This window comes from Pseudomonas sp. BT76 TE3572 (assembly GCF_050435365.1).
Classification (GTDB): Bacteria; Pseudomonadota; Gammaproteobacteria; order Pseudomonadales; family Pseudomonadaceae; genus Aquipseudomonas; species Aquipseudomonas fluorescens_W.
Genome location: NZ_JBNDKE010000001.1, coordinates 3,183,174 through 3,202,243 on the forward strand (window position 1 = coordinate 3,183,174; position 19,070 = coordinate 3,202,243).

Sequence of the window (19,070 nt, forward strand, 5' to 3'; positions counted from 1 at the left end):
GACGACCGGGCGGGCCTCTTCGCGAGCAAGCCCGCTCCCACAGGTGTTATGTGTCGTTTACAAATGCTGTGTCCGCTGAAGATCCCCTGTGGGAGCGGGCTTGCTCGCGAAGAGGCCTGCCCTGACAACACAGGATCCGGATCAGCTCTGAGGAATCATCAGCTCCCGCAATCCACAAGCATGCTCAACAATCTCCCCCGGCAACCGCAGCCGCTGATCATCCAGATACCGATAATCCTGCCGCGCCGCCGTCAGCTGATTCAGGTCCAGCTCCACTGCAAACTGCCCTTCCTCGCGCCCGGCCTCGAACAACAAAGTCCCCAGCGGATCCACCAGCGCACTGCCGCCCGCGAACACCAACCCGCCATCGCCCTCTTCCACCCGGTTGACCATCAGCGCAAACGCCTGGTTTTCCTGGGCACGGGCCATGATCGCGGTGCGGTGAGTCGGGCCGTATGGGTCCATGTTGCCGTTGGTGACGATCAGCAGTTCGGCCCCCAATTGCGCCAGGGCCCGGGCGGTTTCAGGGAATTCGATGTCGTAGCAAATCAACAGGCCAACACGCACACCGTTCCACTCACACGTGGCGTAACGGTCTCCGGCCTCGAACACACCGCGATCCGACGCCCACAGGTGCGTCTTGCGATATTTCAGCGCGATACCTTCGGGGGTGATCAGCAGCGTGGTGTTGTAGAAGCGGCCGTTGTCGTTCTCTGCCATGCCGATCACCACGGCGATGCTGCGTTCACGGGCCGCAGCGAGCACCGCGCTGACGGTCGGACCGTCCAGCGGTTCGGCGGTTTCGGCCAGCGCCTCGAGGGACGGGAAGCCCATCAGGTGGGTTTCGGGAAACACGATCAGCTGCGTATCGGCAGCACAGGCAGCCATCGCCTTCAGAGCGCGTTCGAGGTTGTAAGCCGTGTCGTTGTCACGGCCCGCCAACTGGGCGAGTTCGACTTTCATGGGTATTCCTTGTTCTTAACCAGGCTGGCAGAAAGATTGCCCGGTCGGTGTCTGTGCGCCAGTATGCGCAGCAAGCCACCGGCCGGGAAATCACGCCGCTGGGGTAACCCGATAGGGGTAGAGGCATGACACTTTCGTTAGACGACATCGCGTGGCACCGCTCGGTCGGGCAACTGATCGACGCCCTGGACAAGCCCAATTTCTGGACGCAGCTGGTACGGTTGCTTGATCAGTACGTGACCTTCGACAGCTGGGTGGCGCTGCTTTTCAGCGCCGATCAGCACCCGCAAGTGTTCGCCGAATGCCCGGGCGCGGACGGCAGTCCCGATCAGTTGTTCCAGGATTACCTGCGCGGTTTGTACCTGCTCGATCCGTTCTACATCGCCTGTCGCGAGCAGTCGCGCACCGGGCTTTATCGCCTGTCGGAAGTGGCGCCGGAGCATTTCGAGTTGACCGAGTATTACCAGCGCTACTTTCGTCTGAATGTGGTGGCCGATGAAATCCAGTTCAATTGCCAACTCGAAGGCGACCGCACGCTGTGCCTGTCACTGGGCAGCAAGCAACGTTTCAGCGGCCAGCAGATTGCCTTGCTGTCGCTGATCCAGCCCTGGGTGCTCGGCCTGTTGCGCCAACGCCTGCCCTATGAAATCAACGAAGTCGTGGCCCTCGCACCGGCACCACCGCAAGTCGACTGGCGCGTGCAGCTGGAGGCGTCGGTGCAGCAACTCAAAGGCGCGCAATTGACCGCCCGAGAGCTGGATGTCGGGCGCTTGATGCTCAGCGGTTGCTCCAGTAAAGAAATCGCCCGCAAGCTGGAAATCTCTGTCGAAACCGTGAAAGTCCATAAGAAACACATGTACAGCAAACTGGGGATCAAATCCCAGTCAGAGCTGTTTTCGATTTTTCTCCAGGCACAGAACGCCTGACATTTTCTGTAGGAGCGAAGCTTGCTCGCGAAGAGGCCATCACATTCAACATTGATGCTGGCTGATATACCGCTTTCGCGAGCAAGCTTCGCTCCTACAGAGATTGATGTATCCAGGTTATGTAACGCGCCGACACAACCGAGTCCGAACCCAAGGAAACCGTATGAGCCTGTCACTCCTGAGCCGCTACGCCTTCTTTGCCGTCTGTGTGATGTTCACCCTCGCCAGCCTGCCCTTCCTGGAACACGACTGGCTCTGGCCAATCACAGCCGTCACCGGTGTGCTCAGCTTGATCGGCATTTTCGATCTGCTGCAAAGCCCTCACGCCGTGCGCCGCAATTACCCGATCCTCGGCAACATCCGTTATCTGGTGGAGGGTATCCGCCCGGAAATCCGCCAGTACCTGCTTGAATCCGACAGTGACGCCCTGCCCTTCTCCCGGGCCCAGCGTTCGCTGGTCTATTCACGGGCCAAGAACGAAAGCGCCGACAAACCCTTCGGCACGTTGATCGATGTGTATCAGTCGGGTTTCGAATTCATCGGCCACTCCATGCGCCCGGCGCCATTGAGCGACCCGAACAGTTTTCGGGTAACGGTCGGCGGCCCGCAGTGCACGCAGCCGTACTCGGCGTCCGTGTTCAACATCTCGGCCATGAGCTTCGGCTCCCTCAGCGCCAACGCCATTCGCGCGTTGAACCAGGGGGCAAAACTCGGCAACTTCGCCCACGACACCGGCGAAGGCAGCATCAGCGCCTATCACCGGGAAAACGGCGGCGACCTGACCTGGGAACTTGGCAGCGGCTACTTCGGCTGCCGCACCGCTGACGGGCGCTTCGACCCGGAACGCTTCGCCGCCCAAGCGCAGACACCCCAAGTGCGGATGATCGAAATCAAGATGAGCCAAGGCGCCAAGCCCGGCCATGGCGGGATTCTGCCCAAACACAAAGTCACCCAGGAAATCGCCGAAACCCGCGGCATCCTGATGGGCGAGGATTGCATCTCACCATCGCGGCACAGCGCGTTTTCCACGCCGATCGAACTGATGCACTTCATCCAGCAGTTGCGTGAACTGTCCGGCGGCAAACCGGTGGGTTTCAAGTTCTGCCTGGGCCACCCGTGGGAATTCATGGGCATCGCCAAGGCCATGCTGGAAACCGGCATCCTCCCGGACTTCATCGTGGTCGATGGCAAGGAAGGCGGCACCGGCGCCGCGCCCGTGGAATTCACCGACCACATTGGTGTGCCGATGCGCGAAGGCCTGCTGTTCGTGCACAACACGCTGGTCGGCCTGAACCTGCGGGACAAAATCAAACTCGGCGCCAGCGGCAAGATCGTCAGCGCCTTCGACATTGCCAGCGTCCTGGCCATCGGCGCCGACTGGGCCAACTCGGCGCGCGGCTTCATGTTCGCCATCGGTTGCATCCAGTCGCAAAGCTGCCACACCAACAAATGCCCGACCGGCGTCGCCACCCAGGACACCCTGCGCCAACGCGCACTCGTCGTCCCGGACAAGGCCCAACGCGTCTTCAACTTCCACCGCAACACGCTCAAGGCCCTGGCCGAAATGCTCGCCGCTGCCGGGTTGGAACATCCTTCGCAGCTATCAGCCAAACATTTGGTACGGCGCATGTCGGCAACCGAGATCAAATTGTTCTCGCAGTTGCATGTGTTCTTGAAGCCGGGAGAGTTGCTGACCGGTGAAGTGAATGGCGAGTTTTACTCGCGGATGTGGCAGATGGCGCGGGCGGACAGTTTTGAACCGAATGAGGTCGTAGCGGCCTGAACCCGACGGCCCCTGTCATCGCGCTTCACCAGTGAAGCGACTTAATCGGGGCCGGCTCTTTCATGACAATAAAACCGTAATCGCCGAGCAGATAAATCCGGTAGTACTGGCGCTCCAGCACCGGTGGATAGCCCTGATAACCCACCCTCGTCGCATTACGTCGCTCCTTCTCCGCAACGACGTTGGTGATCCCCACTTTCGGCAGGTTCTCGGCCAGCATGTAGAAGTCGATGTTCAGCAGATAGTGCAACACCGGCATCTGCTTGAACGAGCCCGCCGCCCCCAGCAGCCAGTGATCGGAATAGGTCACTGACATGTAAATGCGCTTGGCCTCGAGCAGCTGTCGATTCGACGCGATGTCGTGTTCAAGACTTAACAACGCGCTGGACGCGAAGGCTTTCTGCACGGTCAGCACACGCCCATAGGCATACGAAATTGAAAGCATTGCCAACAATGGCACCATCAACAACAGCGGTAATCGCTGGTGGATTCGTGCCAGCGCCAGATGGCTCAAATAGAACAACAGCACCAACAGAACCGCGAAGCCCATCAGGGTCCTGGCCCCTTCATTGAAGTCCCGGAAAAACAGCGCGACACCCGACACCAGCAGCGTCACGACCGGCAATGTCAGTAGACACACCAGGCCGATCAGGATTTTCTTCAGCCCTGTGTCCTGACGCTCCCGCACGTTCAGCCCCAGCCGGACACTGCCGGCAATGGCACACAGCAGCAGTGCGGCGAACACCCAGGTAAATCCGCCGTGAAACAGCAGCACGACTTTTTCCAGCACCCGGCCGATATTGATTTGAAGTTGCAGCAAGGGCTGCGCCGTCCAGTTCAACAACAAGGTGCGATTTCCACTCATGAACGGATAAGCACTGACGCTGTAAATCAACCAGCCCAGGATGGCCTGCGATATTTTCCAGCCGATCAACTCGCACCACTGCGGCCAGGCCAGCTTGTCATTCGCGTTCCTGAGCAGTTCCAGGCAACACAGGCCCAGAAACACATTGAAGCTCACTTGATAGAGCCCCAACCCCAGCGCAATCAGGAACGACGGCACCAGCCAATGAACGATGCGCGAGGGATGACGGAAGGTGATCGCATAGATGACCGCCACCACGCTCAACGCCATGGCGGGCCCGTCGTATTGATAGGACAGGTTTTGCAGAAAGAACGGGTTGTACCAGAGCGGCAACGGCACCAGGCAGCAGGCAATCGTCGGTTGCGGGTAGTAATGAAACGTCAGGCTGGTCAGTGCCGCGGCCATGGCCAGCGTGACGATCAACAGCGGCAACGGAAAGATGTTCGGCGCGGCATTGCTGAAGGTCAGCAGGTTGTAGAACAGCTCGGTGAATAACCGTCCCTGCTCCGCCCAGGCCGAACCGGCCGCAGCCGACAACGAGCGCCAGTTGTCATCGATATACGGATAGTCCGCAAGGATCAGCGGCACCACATACACAAAGGTCGCCAACAGAAAAAACAGCCAGACTTGTCGACGCCCGAGTTCCTTGCTGAAAAAGTCGCTGAACCTGCCCATGCTAAATCCCGAGCCGGTCTTTGCCGCCGACGATGTCTTTCACCACATAACGCGGCCGATGTTTGGCTTCGATGTAGATGCGGCCGACGTACTCACCGAGGATGCCGATGCCGATCAATTGCACGCCGCCGAGAAACAGAATGGCCGTCATCAGCGACGGGTAACCGGGGACGCTGTTGCCGAAGAAAATCTTGTCCAGCACCATGTAAACCGCGTAGAGCACCGCGAAGATCGAAATGCCGCCACCGATGTAAGTCCATAAGCGCAACGGCACCGTACTGAACGAGGTCACGCCTTCCAGCGCCAGGTTCCAGAGCTTCCAGCCATTGAACTTGCTGGTGCCCGCCACTCGCTCGGCTCGCTCGTACTCCACCACCACGGTGGTGAACCCGGCCCATGACAGCACGCCTTTCATGAACAACTGGTGCTCGGGAAGCGCGCGAATCACGTCGACCACCTTGCGGTCCATCAGACGAAAATCCCCGACGTTTTCTTCGATGCGGGTGTAAGCGATACGGTTCAGCACACGGTAGAACAGCGATGCGCTGTGGCGTTTCAGGTAACTATCGGCGGTGCGATTCCGGCGTTTGGCGAGCACCACATCCGCGCCTTTTTGCCATTCGCCAATCAATCGCGGGATGACGCTGATCGGGTCCTGCAAATCGACATCCATGGGAATCACCGCATCGCCGGTGGCATATTCCAGGCCGGCGAACAACGCCGGTTCCTTGCCGAAGTTGCGCGAGAAGTTGATCAGTAGAACTTGTTCATCGGCTTGCGCCAGGGCCTTGACCTCTTCAGCCGTGCGGTCGGAACTGCCATCGTTGATGAACACGATCTCGACCTCAGCCTGGTCAAGCCTCAACTCGCGACGCACGGCCTGATAGAACAGGCTGATCGCCTGTTCTTCATTGAATACCGGAACGATCAACGAGACTTTCATGCGTTACGCTCGCGAAAGACCACGTACTTTGAAAACAGAAAGCCGAGCATCAGGCTCAATGCTGAAAAGATAGCCACCGTCAGCAGGCCGTGAAGTCTCCACACGTCGCCTGCATGGCCGACGCCCAGACTCAGCGCCCCCATGGCTCCCAAGAATAGAAGATAACCGCCGACCGACGCCTTGGCATCGAAGGTGTACAGCGCGTTCATATAGAAGGAAAACGAGGCGGCAACGCAGAAGGCTGCCAGGTTGCTGACAGCCTGACTGAAGCCGGCCCCCACGCTCAGCAGGAAGAAGATTTGCCAGTGGATCAGGGTGTTGGCGACCCCGACCACCGTGTAGCTGGAAAATCCTTTCCACAAAAGTTTCATGGTGAGCCTCCTGTTTCACGTCATAAAACTTTGAACCTGTCTACTGTCAGAAATCACAGGTTGGACCGCCTTTCAGACCAGCGGTCAGGGCTTGCCTCAACGCCAGGAGACATCCCGTAATATCCCGGTTTTGCAATTACCCGCGAATCACGCCACCCTGCGCGCCGCCGATGTGCCGCGCTACCTTTGGCACCTCGGTTACTCCTTATCTCAACACCCGTTCACGAGCCCGCCGTCATGACGTTTGAGCGCGATCACCGAATCGACTTTTTTCGCGGCCTGGCACTGATTTTCATTTTTTGGGATCACGTGCCTCAAAACCCCCTTGGCCAAATCACCCTGCGCAATGTCGGATTCAGCGATGCCGCAGAAATATTCGTGTTTCTCGCCGGCTACGCGGCCGTTCTGGCCTACGGCAAAATCCTTGGGCGCGATGGTTACCTGATCGCCTGCGTGAAGATTCTGCGGCGCGCCTGGGTGCTCTACGTGGTCCATATTTTCCTGCTGGCCATGCTGATGGGCATCGTGTTCTTCGCCAACAGCCATGTGGAAACCCGCGATCTGGTGGAGGAAATGGGCCTGCATCACTTCATCACCAACCCCCAGCAAGCGTTGACGGATGAGTTACTGCTGCGCTTCAAGCCGAACCTGATGGACCCACTGCCGCTGTACATCGTGCTGCTGGCGGGATTGCCACTGGTCCTGCCGTTGCTGGTGCGCAAGCCGTGGGCGGTCGTCGCGGTGTCATTGGCGGTGTACTTGCTGGCACCGCGGTTTGGCTGGAACCTTGCGGCCATCAAGGACGGTGTGTGGTACTTCAACCCCGTCACCTGGCAACTGCTGTTTATCCTCGGCGGCTTTGCGGCGATTCACGGGCTGCGGCCACGGTTGCCCGACACTCGCCCGCTGTTGCGCCAGCCCTTGTTTGTCAGCGCCGCGGTGTACGTGGTGGTGACCGGCGTGATTACCGTCTCCTGGCGCTGGCCGGAAATACACGATGCCGTGATGCCCGCCAGCCTGAGTAACCTGCTGTACCCGATCAGCAAGACCGATCTGTCGCCGGTCCGTCTGCTGCACTTCCTGGCGCTGGCTTATGTCACCGCCAGGCTCTTGCCCGGCAACGGCTGGACGCAAAACTGGCTGGCGCAACAATGCTGCCGAATGGGGCGCTACTCACTGGAAGTTTTCTGCCTCGGCGTGCTGTTGGCGCCCTTGGCGGACATGCTCAACGCCCTGACGGACGATGCGTTTGCCATGCAGGTTTTCACAGCGTTGGTGGGTGCCGTGGTGATGGCGTTGCTGGGGGCGTGGCTGGATTTCAACAAGCGGTTGAATCGGCCAATGTCGGTGGCGGCCGCTTAAGATCCAAACGCAAAAGCCCCGGCCAATGGACCGGGGCTTTTTCATTTCAGGCGTTACGTCTTACGAAGCCGAACGCACCGCACCCTGCGACACATTGGTCGGTTGCAGCTTGAACACGTAGAACAACACCGTCAGCAGGACCAGGAACGCCGGGCCCACATAGAGCGCCACGCGAGTGTCCGGGAAGTACGCCATCAGGCCGACCACCAGCACCAAAAACGCCAGCGCCAGGTACGAGCTGACCGGGTACAGCCACATCTTGTATTTCAGGCCGGCACGTTCGCTGGCGCTCAGGCCTTGGCGGAACTTGAGCTGGGCCAGCAGGATCATCACCCAAGTCCAGATCGCGCCGAAGGTGGCAATCGCCGTCACCCAGACGAAGACTTTTTCAGGCACCAGGTAGTTGAGCAGCACGCCCAGCAACAAGGCACCGATCGACAGCAGCAAGGCGCGACGCGGCACGCCGTTGTTCGAGGTCTTGGCGAAGCCGGCCGGGGCCTGACCGTTCTGCGCCAGGCTGTAGAGCATGCGCCCGGTGCTGAAGATGCCGCCGTTGCAGGACGACAGTGCCGCGGTGATCACCACGAAGTTGATGATGCCGGCGGCGGTCTTGATGCCCAGGCGCTCGAAGGTCATCACGAACGGGCTGCCCTGGGTGCCGATTTCGTTCCACGGGTAGATCGACAGGATCACGAACAGCGCGCCGACGTAGAACAGCAGAATCCGCCAGAACACCGAGCCGATCGCATTGGGAATGGTCTTCTGCGGGTTCTTCGCTTCACCGGCAGTCAGGCCGATCATCTCGACGCCGAGGTAGGCGAACATCACCATTTGCAGGGACATCAACACGCCTTGCACGCCGTTGGGCATGAAGCCGCCGTGTGCCCAGAGATTGGAAATCCCCAGCGCCACGCCGTCGTTGCCGAAGCCGAAAGCGATCACGCCGATACCGCCGATCACCATCGCAACGATGGTGACGATCTTGATCAGGGCGAACCAGAACTCGAACTCACCGAAGGCTTTCACCGCGATCAGGTTGATCGAGCCCATGCTGATCAACGCGGCGAGTGCCCAGATCCAGCGCGGCACATCGGGGAACCAGACGCCCATGTACACCGCCACCGCGGTGATTTCCGCCACACAGGTCACCAACCACAGGAACCAGTAATTCCAACCGGTCAGGAAGCCCGCCAATGGGCCGAGGTAGTCTTGAGCATAACGGCTGAAGGAGCCGGCGACCGGGTTGTGCACCGCCATTTCGCCGAGGGCGCGCATGATCACCAGGATCGCCAGACCGCCGATGATGTAGGACAGCATGATTGCCGGGCCAGCCATCTCGATGGCCTTGGCCGAACCGAGGAACAGACCGACGCCGATACAGGCACCGAGCGCCATCAAGCGAATATGCCGTTCGCCGAGTTCGCGTTTGAGCGGGCCGCCTTGAGCGGTCTCGCCATGGGGCAGGTGATTGCCTGGCATAGGGGTACAACCTCGTCTTGTTATTGGATATGACCACCGAGTGTCGAAGCGTTGACCGGTAAGCCAATGCTTTTCTGAAACCGGGCCTGCTTCGTGGGCAAACCCGTCTTGTAGGACAAAACCTGCAAGATCAGCGGGGCGTGCAGTATAAAAAGCTTCTTACAGGGTTTTTCACTCTATAAACCACAACATTCAGCGAGAACTCTCGGGAAAAGCGCGGTTTACGGAGGGGCATTACCTGCCTAAAGCGGGATTATTCGTAACTTAAACGGCGCGGAGTATTGCACGGTAATGGTGCATCGTCATGCCCCTATCCAGCCAGCATTCGCACGGTGATGGCTCTAGCTCAACCATTCCAGCACACATCAATACTGTGGCGAGGGAGCTTGCTCCCGCTCGACTGCGCAGCAGTCGCAACACCTGTAATCCATATTTGTCAGACCGATCACGATTGCAGGGTTTAGGGCCGCTTCGCAGCCCAGCGGGAGCAAGCTCCCTCGCCACAGGAATCTCCTTCGAAAGTTTCAGAAATTTCACTCAGGAGTTGCAGCCACTTGGGAATGATTGGATAGCTAAGGTGAATTCGAACAAATACTTAAATAAGGACGCAAAGGAATGCATCCACGCCCAAATTCACATCTGTTACGCCATGGACGCTGTTCAGAACAGGGTCGGGCCTATCTGATTACTGCGGTTACTCATCAGCGCTGCTGCATTTTCACCGATTGGCGGTTGGGTCGTTTGCTGGTCGCCGAACTCAGGCGAGCTCATGAACAGGAATGGGTCAACTCGATAGCCTGGGTCGTCATGCCGGATCACTTCCATTGGCTGGTGCAACTCGAACAACGCACCTTGGCGCAACTCATGCAGGCCATCAAATCACGCAGTACTCTCACAATTAACCAAGCGTCAAACCGCCGAGGGGCCTTCTGGCAAACCGGCTATCACGACCGGGCAATTCGAGATGGCGAAGAACTCCTGCCGTTCGCTCGATACATCGTCGCAAATCCATTACGTGCAGGCCTGGTGGAAAAAATCGGTGATTACCCGCTCTGGGATGCCTGCTGGCTCTAAACACTTCCTGAAGATTACTTTGCATTGTGGCGAGGGAGCTTGCTCCCGCTCGGCTGCGCAGCAGTCGCAAAATCTGTGAACCGCATTTATCAGACCAACCGCGGTTGCAGGGTTTAGGACCGCTTCGCGACCCAGCGGGAGCAAGCTCCCTCACCACAAGGAATGATGGGAATTCGATATTTGTGTATTCACAATTTTTTCACCGAGGCCAACCACCGTCTAAGCTTCAGACAAGTCCTCTCAATCTGCGTGAATGGATCAGTCGACTATGGGCGTTTTGTGGCAAACAGATCCGAGAAAGAATGTGGTTCCGACTGAATGTGTGGATGAAGCGCCTATACCTGAAAAACCCCCTCGCAGTCGCACAAAGCACGGGTGGGGGGCGTTCTGGTTGTTGTTGCTGATAATACTGATTGTCCTGGGGCTGGCCGCGGCCAAGGAAATGCGCACGTCAAAGTTTCAATCCCGGGAACTCAGCCAATACGCCGCCACCCTGAGCTACGAGCTGAAACCCGGTCCCAGCGATGCCATTCACTATCCCGGTGCCGGTCCTTTCGACCTGCGTCTGGGTTATAGCTCCCTGGGTGAATTCCTGCCGCGACTGATCAAGCGTGACTACGTCGTGGAGTCCCAGACCCGGTTTTCCAAAAAGTTGATGGACTACACCGACAAGGGCTTTTTCGTGCCCTACGCGGAGAAAATCCAGGCTGGGTTGTCGATCACCGATTGCCGTGCGGCACCGCTTTACCAGTACAAATACCCACAACAACTGTATTCAAGCTTTGCAGCGATCCCCCCGGTGGTGGTCAACAGTTTGCTGTTCATCGAAAACCGCTTTCTGCTCGATCCCCGTCAGCCCCGGGCCAACCCTGCCGTGGATTGGCCTCGGTTCGGCATGGCGGCGTGGTCACAGGTCGCCAAGTTAATGCACTTGCCGGGCCAGTCGGCGGGCGGCAGTACCCTGGCAACGCAACTTGAGAAGTACCGGCACTCACCCGATGGCCTGACCGTGTCCGGTGCGGAAAAAATCCGTCAGATGATTTCTGCCAGTGTGCGCGCCTATCAGGCCGGACCGGACACCCTCGAAGCCCGGCAGAACGTGATTCGCGATTACCTCAACAGCGTGCCCCTGTCGGCAGTACCGGGCCACGGTGAAGTGCATGGCATGGCCGAAGGTTTGCGCGTCTGGTACGGCGCCGATTTCAACCAGGCGAACGAGCGGCTGGCCAGCAAGGAGACAGATCCGAAAAGCATGTCGGAAAAAGGTCTGGCCCTGCGTGAGATGCTGTCTTTGATGATTGCCCAGCGCCGTCCTTCCCACTACCTGACCAAGGGCCGCGATGAACTGGCCGAACTCACCGACAGCCACATTCGCCTGCTGGCACTGAATGGCGTGATCGATGCGCCACTCGCCGCATCGGCATTGGCCAGCAAAGTGACCTATCGCGACTGGCAGACACAGCCGACCATTCAGCCGATCGAAACCAACAAGGGCATCAGCGTGGCACGCAGTCGTCTGGGCGGGTTGCTCAACCGTCCGCTGTACGACCTCGATCGCCTTGATCTCTCCGCCACCAGCACCCTGCAAGGCGAGTTGCAAGCCCAGGCTACCGAGTACCTGAAGCATCTGGCCGACCCTGTGTTTGCGGCGCAGATCGGCTTGATGGGCGAACGCCTGCTGACCCCCACCAGTACCGCCCAAGTGCGCTACAGCTTCACGCTGTTCGAACTGACCCCGGACGGCTCGCGGGTGCGGGTACAGACCGACAGCACCGACCAGCCGTTCGATATCAATGAAGGCAGCAAGCTGGAACTGGGCTCCACCGCCAAGATGCGTGTGCTGACCACCTATTTGCAGATCATGGCCGAGTTGCACGATAAATACGCAACGATGACCGTCCCGGAATTGAAGAAGGTCGACGTCCCTGAACAGGACCGACTGAGTCGCTGGGCCGTCGATTACCTGATCCAGAACAAAGACCGCAACTTGCCAGCCATGCTCGGCGCGGCCCTGGATCGCAAATACTCGGCCAGCCCCGGCGAAGCTTTTTTCACCGGTGGCGGGCTGCACACATTCGTTAACTTTCGCAAAGAAGACAACGGCCGCCTCCCTACCCTGCGTGATGCCCTGCGGGAGTCGATCAACCTGCCGTTCATTCGGTTGATGCGTGACCTGGTGCGCTACACCACGTATTCCGGCCCCAGCAGCAGCGCCGAACTGCTCAAGGACGACCGCGACCCTCGGCGTCAGGAATACCTGGCCTCGTTCGCCGACCGCGAAGGCACGTCGTTCCTGCTGAAGTTCTGGAAGAGGTACAAGAACAAGGACACCCAGGCGCGGCTCGAGACCTTCCTCGACGGCATGCGCCCGACCCCGATCCGCATGGCCGCGGTGCATCGTTATCTGTTGCCACAGGCCAGTCAGGAAAGCTTCAACATGTTCGTGCGCTCGCACCTCTCCGGCGCCAAGCTCACCGAGAAACTGACCGACGAACGCCTTCAACGGCTCTACGAAAGCTACGGCCCTGGCGCCTACGATCTGCCGGACCAGGGCTTCATCGCCAAGGTTCACCCGCTGGATCTATGGTTGATCGGCTACTTGTTGAACAACCCCGACGCCAAGTTCAGCCAGATCGTCAAAGCCAGCCAGTTCGAACGCCAGGAAGTCTACAGCTGGCTGTTCAAAAGCCGTCACAAGGGTGCCCGCGACAGCCGCATTCGCACCATTCTGGAGATCGAGGCGTTCCTCGACATTCACCAGCGCTGGCAGAAAGTCGGCTACCCGTTCGATCACCTGGTGCCGTCGCTGGCCACCGCCATCGGCAGTTCCGGCGATCGCCCCGCAGCCTTGGCGGAACTGATCGGTACCATCCTCAATGACGGCGTGCGCATGCCGACGTTGCGCATCGACAGCCTGCACTTCGCAGCGAACACGCCGTACGAAACCAAACTGATCAATGACCCGGATGTCGGTAAACGAGTGATGCCTTCCGAGGTCGCCGCCGCCATGCGCGAAGCGTTGTCGCAGGTGGTGGATGCCGGCACAGCCAAACGCATCTCCGGCAGCTTCGTAACGCCCGATGGCAAACCGTTGGCCATGGGCGGCAAAACCGGTACGGGCGATAACCGCATCGAAGCCTTCGGTTCGGGTGGGCGAATTCTGAGTTCGAAATCCATTAACCGCACCGCGACTTTCGTGTTCTACATCGGCGATCGTCACTTCGGCACGATGACGGCGTTCGTGCCCGGGCAATCGGCCGAAACGTTCAAGTTCACCTCGGCCCTGCCCGTGCAAGTGCTCAAGGGGATGGCGCCGATCCTCACGCCCTATTTGCAACCGGGCAGCGCGTCACGCTGTCTCCCGGTTGAAGCGTCGAAAGTAGCCGCAGCGGATAAACAGCATTGAATAATGGGTATGCATTGCAATATTAAATGAGTCCCTTGTTTCACCCAGCACCGGTGTGGTCGCCATGCCAAGCACCGCCGCTATGGCCCCCCGGTTAGATGCCACACACTCATGGATTCACCGCTTCGAACATCAGGTGCACCGTCCCGAAGTACGAACCGGGGACGTAACCATCGGCCGGCTTCACCGCCTCGATCTCCAGCTGTACCCGCTGCCCGGCACGCGCCTGTTCGTCATTGATCACCGGCGTATCGAGCAACGACAACAACTCCCGGTTGAACCGCACGTTCAGCTCGATACGCTCGCGCCCATTGAACAGGTAAGGCATCGCCGCCAACCGTGCAGAAATGCTGCCGTTCACATTCTTCACATCGAACGGTTCGCGCAACGAACGCAATTGGGCGGTTACCGGATTCCAGTGCATGACCTGTTCCTGCTCCAGAAACCCCGCGTTCACCGGCAGCACATAGAACGCATGGGTGGGGATGGTGACCGAGACATGAAATTCCTCTTCTTCACGGATGCCCCACGCCAGGCTGCTGACCAGCAGCAAGGCTGCCCCCACCATCGCTCTAATCCCTGGGCCGGGGTAACGATTCACCCTTTCACCTCATGCTTTTTCTGCTCACTACCTTCCACCAGCGTGAAGTTGTAGTGCCGGCCAGCCTGTTTCTCGAAGCTAAAGGCCTTGCCTGGCATCACATGACTTTTGATCACAGGACGGCAGTCGTTTTCATCTTTGGCTGCGCAGTCCTTGAACTCGTCGACCACCACCACCGAATTACCCTTATTGGTCACCGTATAGTTAACGGCGCCGTCGTCAATTTGAGTGCTATAGCGTGTGTCCTTGGGGCGCACGAAAAAAATCGTGCCGTAGCCCGCCAGCACATTGACCCCGGCCGACAGTGATTGCTTGTATTGCTCCCGCTCTTCGGCGGGGATCGCGAATTCGTCTTCTTTTTCGGGGACGACCGGGACAAAGCGCACCCGAAAATAGCGCTCGCGATCACGCGGGCCCATGAACAGCAGTCGCGTACCCTGCATGCCGTTGGCCGGGACAATCAACCGCGCCGGGCTGGCCATCAGGCCGTCTCGGGAAGCCGCGTCGCTTTGCGGCTTGAGCTCCACTTCTTGGGGTTTACCCTGGGCGTCGTAGATGATTTCCAGAATGTTGACCTTGACGAAGGCCGTACTGTCACCGCCATTGAATACCCGTTTCAGGTAAGTACTTTTATCCCCGTCCAGGTAGTCGTAAACCACCCCTACATTGATTGCCGGTCCGGCGTGGGCGATCAGCGGCAACAATCCTGCAAACGGCAGTGCCCATCGATAGTTCATGTGCTTGTCCTCTTGGTCATATAACAGGGGGCGGGTGCAGGCGGTCTGGATAATCAGATTTCAGAATCCCAGATCACCGTGACGTTGCCGGAGTAGGTTTTGGCGGAACCGGTGAGCATTTCCTCGACGGCCGGGCGGGCGATTTCGAAGTGCAGGGTGCCCGGTTTTCGATCAACGTAATGACCGGGTTGAAAGAGTTCGGTGCCGCTGCCATCAAGCAACAACCGGCGTCGGTTGACCGGTTGACCAGCCGCGTCGGTCATGCCGTTGGGCAGCGTGACGGCGATATCCACAGGCACCGCGCCCCCGGAGTTCGGCTCATACAACATGCAGGTATTGCCACCGTCGCCGTACTGACACTCGAGGCGCATCTTGAAACGGCTGGACGCCGACAGATTGAAGGTCTGGTCGCGGAACAGGCGCTCCGGTTTGCGGTTGCGTTGCAACCAGGCCTGCCAGCCACCTTGAGGGACCAACTCAACCCGGTTACCACCCGGAGGCACTTCCACCTTGAGGGTGTGCTCAACATTCAGGGTGAAGTTGAAGGTCATTTGGCTATCCACCGGGATCATGATGTCGCCAAAATCGAAATCGCCCCCTGGGACCATCGTGTAGGTCAGGCTGCCGACATATTGCCCGGTGGACATTTCCAGCGGCTTGGGTGTTTTAAGTTCGTAGGCATATTCGAGCGTACGATATTCCAGAGACGGGATTTCGATTCCTGGAGTGACCGTACAAGCGCCGGCACCTTCCGGCACCACCCAGAAAAAGTTGGCATTTTTGATATCCGCCGTAAAGAAGCCCGTTGCAACACAGGGCGATGGCGGCGCCCGCCAGGGTCGGTCCCAACTAACGCCAGGCCAAGCCCAAACCCCTACGCCAGGTGATCTCCAATGGCTTCCAATCCCGGCAATACGCACCTCAACCGTCGCCACTTCGCCGGTACCGACATGGGTGACTTGCACAGGTCGAAATTCCGACGGCACCTTGAACATTGCCGCACGTCGAGAATCAGGCCCCGCCGCCAGTGCAGGCATCGGTCCAGAGGCCAGCGCCCTAAAGGCCTCATCTCGCAGACTGAAAATCCCCAGCCGCTCGCATTGAGTCGGAATATGCCCCCGGCAAATGGAACTGATGGGGGTGGTGTTCTTGAATTTATTCACCTGAGGATTATTAGGATCTGGCCGAAACACTGCCGTGATCTCATGGGTCACGGCGCGTGCTGGGTCAGCGAACAGCATGCCGATTAACAGCAAGCCCCGAATGCCTTGCTCAAACTGCTTTTTCATCATCACCCCGCCTTTTGAACATTGAGAGTCGAGTCGGCGAGCGTGTCCGGCGTGCAACGCAAGTCGCCAATCATCAGAACATCCTGCTCGACGCGGGCCTTGCCCGGATCAAGACGGAACTGACACAGCAGTTGATTGCCTGAACGCACTTCCAGCGTCGGCGAACCGGCGTTCATTTCCATCGAAAAGAACCCGTCGACCTCGGTCACACCCCGACTGGCGTGGTTGATGATGTGATGCCCTCTGAGCGGTTGGCCCTGAGGGTCGACCAAGCGACCGAGCACGCTCACGGTTCTCATCACCTGCACCTTGCGATAAGCCACGCCGCCCTTGTTCAGGTGGTAGTTCATGCGGGCCGGTTGAATGGTGGCGGCCGGCACGTGATTGCCTTCGAAATCGAAGCTCACGGAGCTGTTCTTGTAAGCCGTAATCGGCACAAAGTTGCGCCCTGGGCGCAGGGCCGTGCTGGCGCCGCTCAGGTCGTCGGCACGCAGGGCGATGCCATCCACGTCCGACTCCACATCGATAATCATCCCGGCGCCGCGTCCAGTGTGCTGGCTGGTGAGAGCGATTTTCTGACCGCCCACGGCCAAGGTGCTGTTCAAGTTCAGGCCGCCGGTGAAGTCGTCGCTGAAAGAAGAGCGTTGGACGAAGGCGTCGCCTATCAGGGTGTCCGTCATGAAATTCGCGGTGCCGGACACGCCCACACCGTAAGTGTCGGTAATACCGGTGGCCGAGACGCTTTGCAGCACATGGTTTTGCAGGTCTTTGCGGTAAGTCAGCGATGCATTGTTGTCGCGCCCGCCATCGCGCGACGTACGCGAACCGATGCTGCCGGAGATTTGCTCCCCCGGTGCCCCAAGGGCCAGGCTGACGCTCAGGTCCACGCCCCGGTTGCGGTCATTGCCGCTGCTGACACTGCCCGGTCGATCAAATACGGTAAATCGCCAATTGGCATCGCTGCCAAACAGGTTGCCGCGCTGACTCCATCCCAGGTCCAGGCCCATGCCCTCGATGTTGCCTTCGCTATGCGACACGCGGGCGTTGAGCGAGGTGCGCTGGCTCAAACGATGGCTCAGCGATAACGACGAATTGCTGGTTTGGCCGTTGAAAACATTACGCTGACGAATGCGCGTACCGTCGGGCAGGGTTTCGTAAGTGTTGCGCGTATCCAGCCAACTACGATTGTGACTGGCCACCACGTTGCCCGAGCCATAGCTGTAGAGCGTTTGTAAATCGAGGCCAGTGCCGTGGTTCTGGGTTTGATAGACGTTGGCGAACAGGCTGGCGTTGTTGGCCACCGTCCAGTCGACCGAGGTGCCCAATTGCAATGAGTCGCGAACCTGACGCCCCGACATCCCAAGGATCACCCGTGGGTGCAACAGGAAGTTGAACGCGGCACCGGCCGTCATGTCGCCCTCGGCCTGTTGCTCCCAGTTGCTCAGCAGTTTGCTTTCGCGACCGGCAAACAGGTTGTAGCGCCAGCGTTCATCGTGGTTACGCCAGTTGTTGGGCTTGTACACCAGTTCCTGGGTGGTGGAGGTGATCTGGCCGTCTTCGATCAGGCGTATTTCGACTTCATAAATACCGCCGGGCAATGGCCGGGTATCGAGGGTCTGTAAACCGGCAGGTACCGGCTGGGTATTGATCAACAAACCGTTGCGATAGATTTCCACCGACCCCAGACGATTGGCCGTGACGTAAATCGGGTAGAGGCTGGGTGTGGGGGTGTTGACCGCCAGGCTGTCGGAACTGCCGTACATCACGCCGATCGCGGTATCCGGGCTGGCACCAAACGCACGCGGCTGGCGACTCAAACCCTCGGAGTTAGGGGTGAAATACCCCAGGCGCACAAACGTGCCCTGCAATTCGCGCTGGCTGTAGAGTTCGTACACCGCGTGATAGAGCTTGTCATCCTGGCCCCCCAGGCGAGCCAGTTGCATGTTCACGCTTTGGGTCCAGTTGCCCAGGCTGCCGCTGGCCTCAAGACCATAACGACCGCCCAGATCCTGCCCCTGCCCACCGTTGAGGTTCACCTGGTTGTGCACGATCAGGCCGCTGCTGCCGCCTTCGGGCAACTCGTAGTGGCGTTTGGCTTCAGTGTCGCGCTCAGCGTTTTCAGTAACGATCGATACCAGCGAATTAGCCAGGTTGTAATGCACGGCCAGCATCTGCTCTGGGCAACTGCCTTCGCAGGCGCCCAAGGCCACGCCTTTTTGCAAGTAAGCCGACCAGACTTCACGTTCACTGGCATTGAAGTGACTGTCGCTGCTATCGGTGAATTCAAGCAAGGTGATGCGATCATCGCGCGTTAACACAATCATCGCCTCACCCAGATTTTGTTGGTCCAGTTCCACCCGAACAGCCAGCGGCACGTCAAAAAAGTGCTCTTCGAATTCCGCAGGCAAACCTTTGGCTTGTGCGAGCAAACCTCTAGGAGTTGTACTGTCTTTAGTGGGCGCAGCTAATGCACTTGCACTTGCGCACGCCCACAAAATAAGCGCAGCCGCGATCGGCGTCATCGGGAACATGAACGAAATACTCAAGTTTCGGAAACTTAAAAAAGATCCGACAGGCCGCCGATAACGACGACCTT

At 58.8% G+C, this 19,070-nt stretch carries 14 protein-coding genes; 5 read left to right on the top strand and 9 right to left on the bottom strand.

Annotated elements, in window-relative coordinates:
- Window positions 1-141: 141 nt before the first annotated feature.
- Entirely contained in the window at window positions 142-963 is an 822-nt protein-coding gene (locus ABH912_RS14585) for a carbon-nitrogen hydrolase family protein (RefSeq protein WP_429510977.1), read from the bottom strand.
- 125 nt (window positions 964-1,088) lie between these two features.
- On the opposite strand from ABH912_RS14585, the gene ABH912_RS14590 reads away from it, so the two are divergent.
- Together ABH912_RS14590 and ABH912_RS14595 are read left to right on the top strand one after the other, a co-directional pair.
- Window positions 1,089-1,889, top strand: a complete 801-nt coding sequence (locus ABH912_RS14590) for a helix-turn-helix transcriptional regulator (protein ID WP_008147857.1) — start codon at window positions 1,089-1,091, stop codon at window positions 1,887-1,889.
- A gap of 163 nt (window positions 1,890-2,052) precedes the next feature.
- The gene (locus ABH912_RS14595; RefSeq protein WP_429510978.1) at window positions 2,053-3,672 is read left to right on the top strand and encodes an FMN-binding glutamate synthase family protein; all 1,620 of its coding nucleotides are present in this window, start codon (window positions 2,053-2,055) and stop codon (window positions 3,670-3,672) included.
- 25 nt (window positions 3,673-3,697) lie between these two features.
- On the opposite strand, the gene ABH912_RS14600 is transcribed toward ABH912_RS14595, so the two are convergent.
- From ABH912_RS14600 to ABH912_RS14610, 3 genes are read right to left on the bottom strand one after another with little or no spacing between them, the layout of a single operon-like run.
- Window positions 3,698-5,212: a glucosyltransferase domain-containing protein gene (locus tag ABH912_RS14600; protein WP_429510979.1), complete on the bottom strand. Its 1,515-nt coding sequence runs from the start codon at window positions 5,210-5,212 to the stop codon at window positions 3,698-3,700.
- Between the two features lies 1 nt (window position 5,213).
- A complete protein-coding gene (locus ABH912_RS14605; RefSeq protein ID WP_429510980.1) occupies window positions 5,214-6,155 on the bottom strand; it encodes a glycosyltransferase family 2 protein in 942 nt (313 codons plus the stop codon).
- Complete coding sequence (locus ABH912_RS14610) at window positions 6,152-6,526, bottom strand: GtrA family protein (RefSeq protein WP_429510981.1); 375 nt, start codon at window positions 6,524-6,526, stop codon at window positions 6,152-6,154. The genes ABH912_RS14605 and ABH912_RS14610 overlap by 4 nt, the downstream gene beginning before the upstream one ends.
- Before the next feature lie 237 nt (window positions 6,527-6,763).
- Here ABH912_RS14610 and ABH912_RS14615 point away from each other — a divergent pair, with 237 nt between their 5' ends.
- Window positions 6,764-7,888 (top strand): OpgC family protein, encoded by a 1,125-nt coding sequence (locus tag ABH912_RS14615; RefSeq protein ID WP_429510982.1) that lies wholly within the window; start codon window positions 6,764-6,766, stop codon window positions 7,886-7,888.
- Window positions 7,889-7,948: 60 nt separating this feature from the next.
- Here ABH912_RS14615 and ABH912_RS14620 read toward each other — a convergent pair whose 3' ends face one another.
- On the bottom strand, window positions 7,949-9,367 hold the full coding sequence (locus ABH912_RS14620; protein WP_429510983.1) for an amino acid permease: 1,419 nt from the start codon (window positions 9,365-9,367) through the stop codon (window positions 7,949-7,951).
- Between the two features lie 615 nt (window positions 9,368-9,982).
- On the opposite strand from ABH912_RS14620, the gene ABH912_RS14625 reads away from it, so the two are divergent.
- Together ABH912_RS14625 and ABH912_RS14630 are read left to right on the top strand one after the other, a co-directional pair.
- Window positions 9,983-10,441, top strand: coding sequence for an REP-associated tyrosine transposase (locus ABH912_RS14625; RefSeq protein WP_033057423.1), 459 nt, complete (start codon window positions 9,983-9,985; stop codon window positions 10,439-10,441).
- A gap of 268 nt (window positions 10,442-10,709) precedes the next feature.
- Window positions 10,710-13,847, top strand: coding sequence for a transglycosylase domain-containing protein (locus ABH912_RS14630; protein WP_033057421.1), 3,138 nt, complete (start codon window positions 10,710-10,712; stop codon window positions 13,845-13,847).
- Between the two features lie 109 nt (window positions 13,848-13,956).
- Here ABH912_RS14630 and ABH912_RS14635 read toward each other — a convergent pair whose 3' ends face one another.
- The 4 genes from ABH912_RS14635 to ABH912_RS14650 are packed head-to-tail and all read right to left on the bottom strand — an operon-like array spanning window position 13,957 to window position 19,005.
- Window positions 13,957-14,415, bottom strand: a complete 459-nt coding sequence (locus tag ABH912_RS14635; protein ID WP_429510984.1) for a CS1 type fimbrial major subunit — start codon at window positions 14,413-14,415, stop codon at window positions 13,957-13,959.
- A gap of 29 nt (window positions 14,416-14,444) precedes the next feature.
- A complete protein-coding gene (locus ABH912_RS14640) occupies window positions 14,445-15,185 on the bottom strand; it encodes a molecular chaperone (protein WP_429510985.1) in 741 nt (246 codons plus the stop codon).
- A gap of 53 nt (window positions 15,186-15,238) precedes the next feature.
- The gene (locus ABH912_RS14645; RefSeq protein ID WP_429510986.1) at window positions 15,239-16,474 is read right to left on the bottom strand and encodes a hypothetical protein; all 1,236 of its coding nucleotides are present in this window, start codon (window positions 16,472-16,474) and stop codon (window positions 15,239-15,241) included.
- 2 nt (window positions 16,475-16,476) lie between these two features.
- Window positions 16,477-19,005, bottom strand: coding sequence for a CS1-pili formation C-terminal domain-containing protein (locus ABH912_RS14650; RefSeq protein WP_429513111.1), 2,529 nt, complete (start codon window positions 19,003-19,005; stop codon window positions 16,477-16,479).
- Between the last annotated feature and the right edge of the window lie 65 nt (window positions 19,006-19,070).

Bases quoted from the DNA above. Each gene is read 5' to 3' on its own strand.
- ABH912_RS14605 (WP_429510980.1), bottom strand. From the start codon at position 6,155: ATGAAAGTCTCGTTGATCGTTCCGGTATTCAATGAAGAACAGGCGATC.
- ABH912_RS14620 (WP_429510983.1), bottom strand. From the start codon at position 9,367: ATGCCAGGCAATCACCTGCCCCATGGCGAGACCGCTCAAGGCGGCCCG.
- ABH912_RS14635 (WP_429510984.1), bottom strand. From the start codon at position 14,415: ATGGTGGGGGCAGCCTTGCTGCTGGTCAGCAGCCTGGCGTGGGGCATC.
- ABH912_RS14585 (WP_429510977.1), bottom strand. From the start codon at position 963: ATGAAAGTCGAACTCGCCCAGTTGGCGGGCCGTGACAACGACACGGCT.
- ABH912_RS14600 (WP_429510979.1), bottom strand. From the start codon at position 5,212: ATGGGCAGGTTCAGCGACTTTTTCAGCAAGGAACTCGGGCGTCGACAA.
- ABH912_RS14640 (WP_429510985.1), bottom strand. From the start codon at position 15,185: ATGAACTATCGATGGGCACTGCCGTTTGCAGGATTGTTGCCGCTGATC.
- ABH912_RS14615 (WP_429510982.1), top strand. From the start codon at position 6,764: ATGACGTTTGAGCGCGATCACCGAATCGACTTTTTTCGCGGCCTGGCA.
- ABH912_RS14590 (WP_008147857.1), top strand. From the start codon at position 1,089: ATGACACTTTCGTTAGACGACATCGCGTGGCACCGCTCGGTCGGGCAA.
- ABH912_RS14650 (WP_429513111.1), bottom strand. From the start codon at position 19,005: ATGTTCCCGATGACGCCGATCGCGGCTGCGCTTATTTTGTGGGCGTGC.
- ABH912_RS14625 (WP_033057423.1), top strand. From the start codon at position 9,983: ATGCATCCACGCCCAAATTCACATCTGTTACGCCATGGACGCTGTTCA.
- ABH912_RS14645 (WP_429510986.1), bottom strand. From the start codon at position 16,474: ATGAAAAAGCAGTTTGAGCAAGGCATTCGGGGCTTGCTGTTAATCGGC.
- ABH912_RS14630 (WP_033057421.1), top strand. From the start codon at position 10,710: ATGGGCGTTTTGTGGCAAACAGATCCGAGAAAGAATGTGGTTCCGACT.
- ABH912_RS14610 (WP_429510981.1), bottom strand. From the start codon at position 6,526: ATGAAACTTTTGTGGAAAGGATTTTCCAGCTACACGGTGGTCGGGGTC.
- ABH912_RS14595 (WP_429510978.1), top strand. From the start codon at position 2,053: ATGAGCCTGTCACTCCTGAGCCGCTACGCCTTCTTTGCCGTCTGTGTG.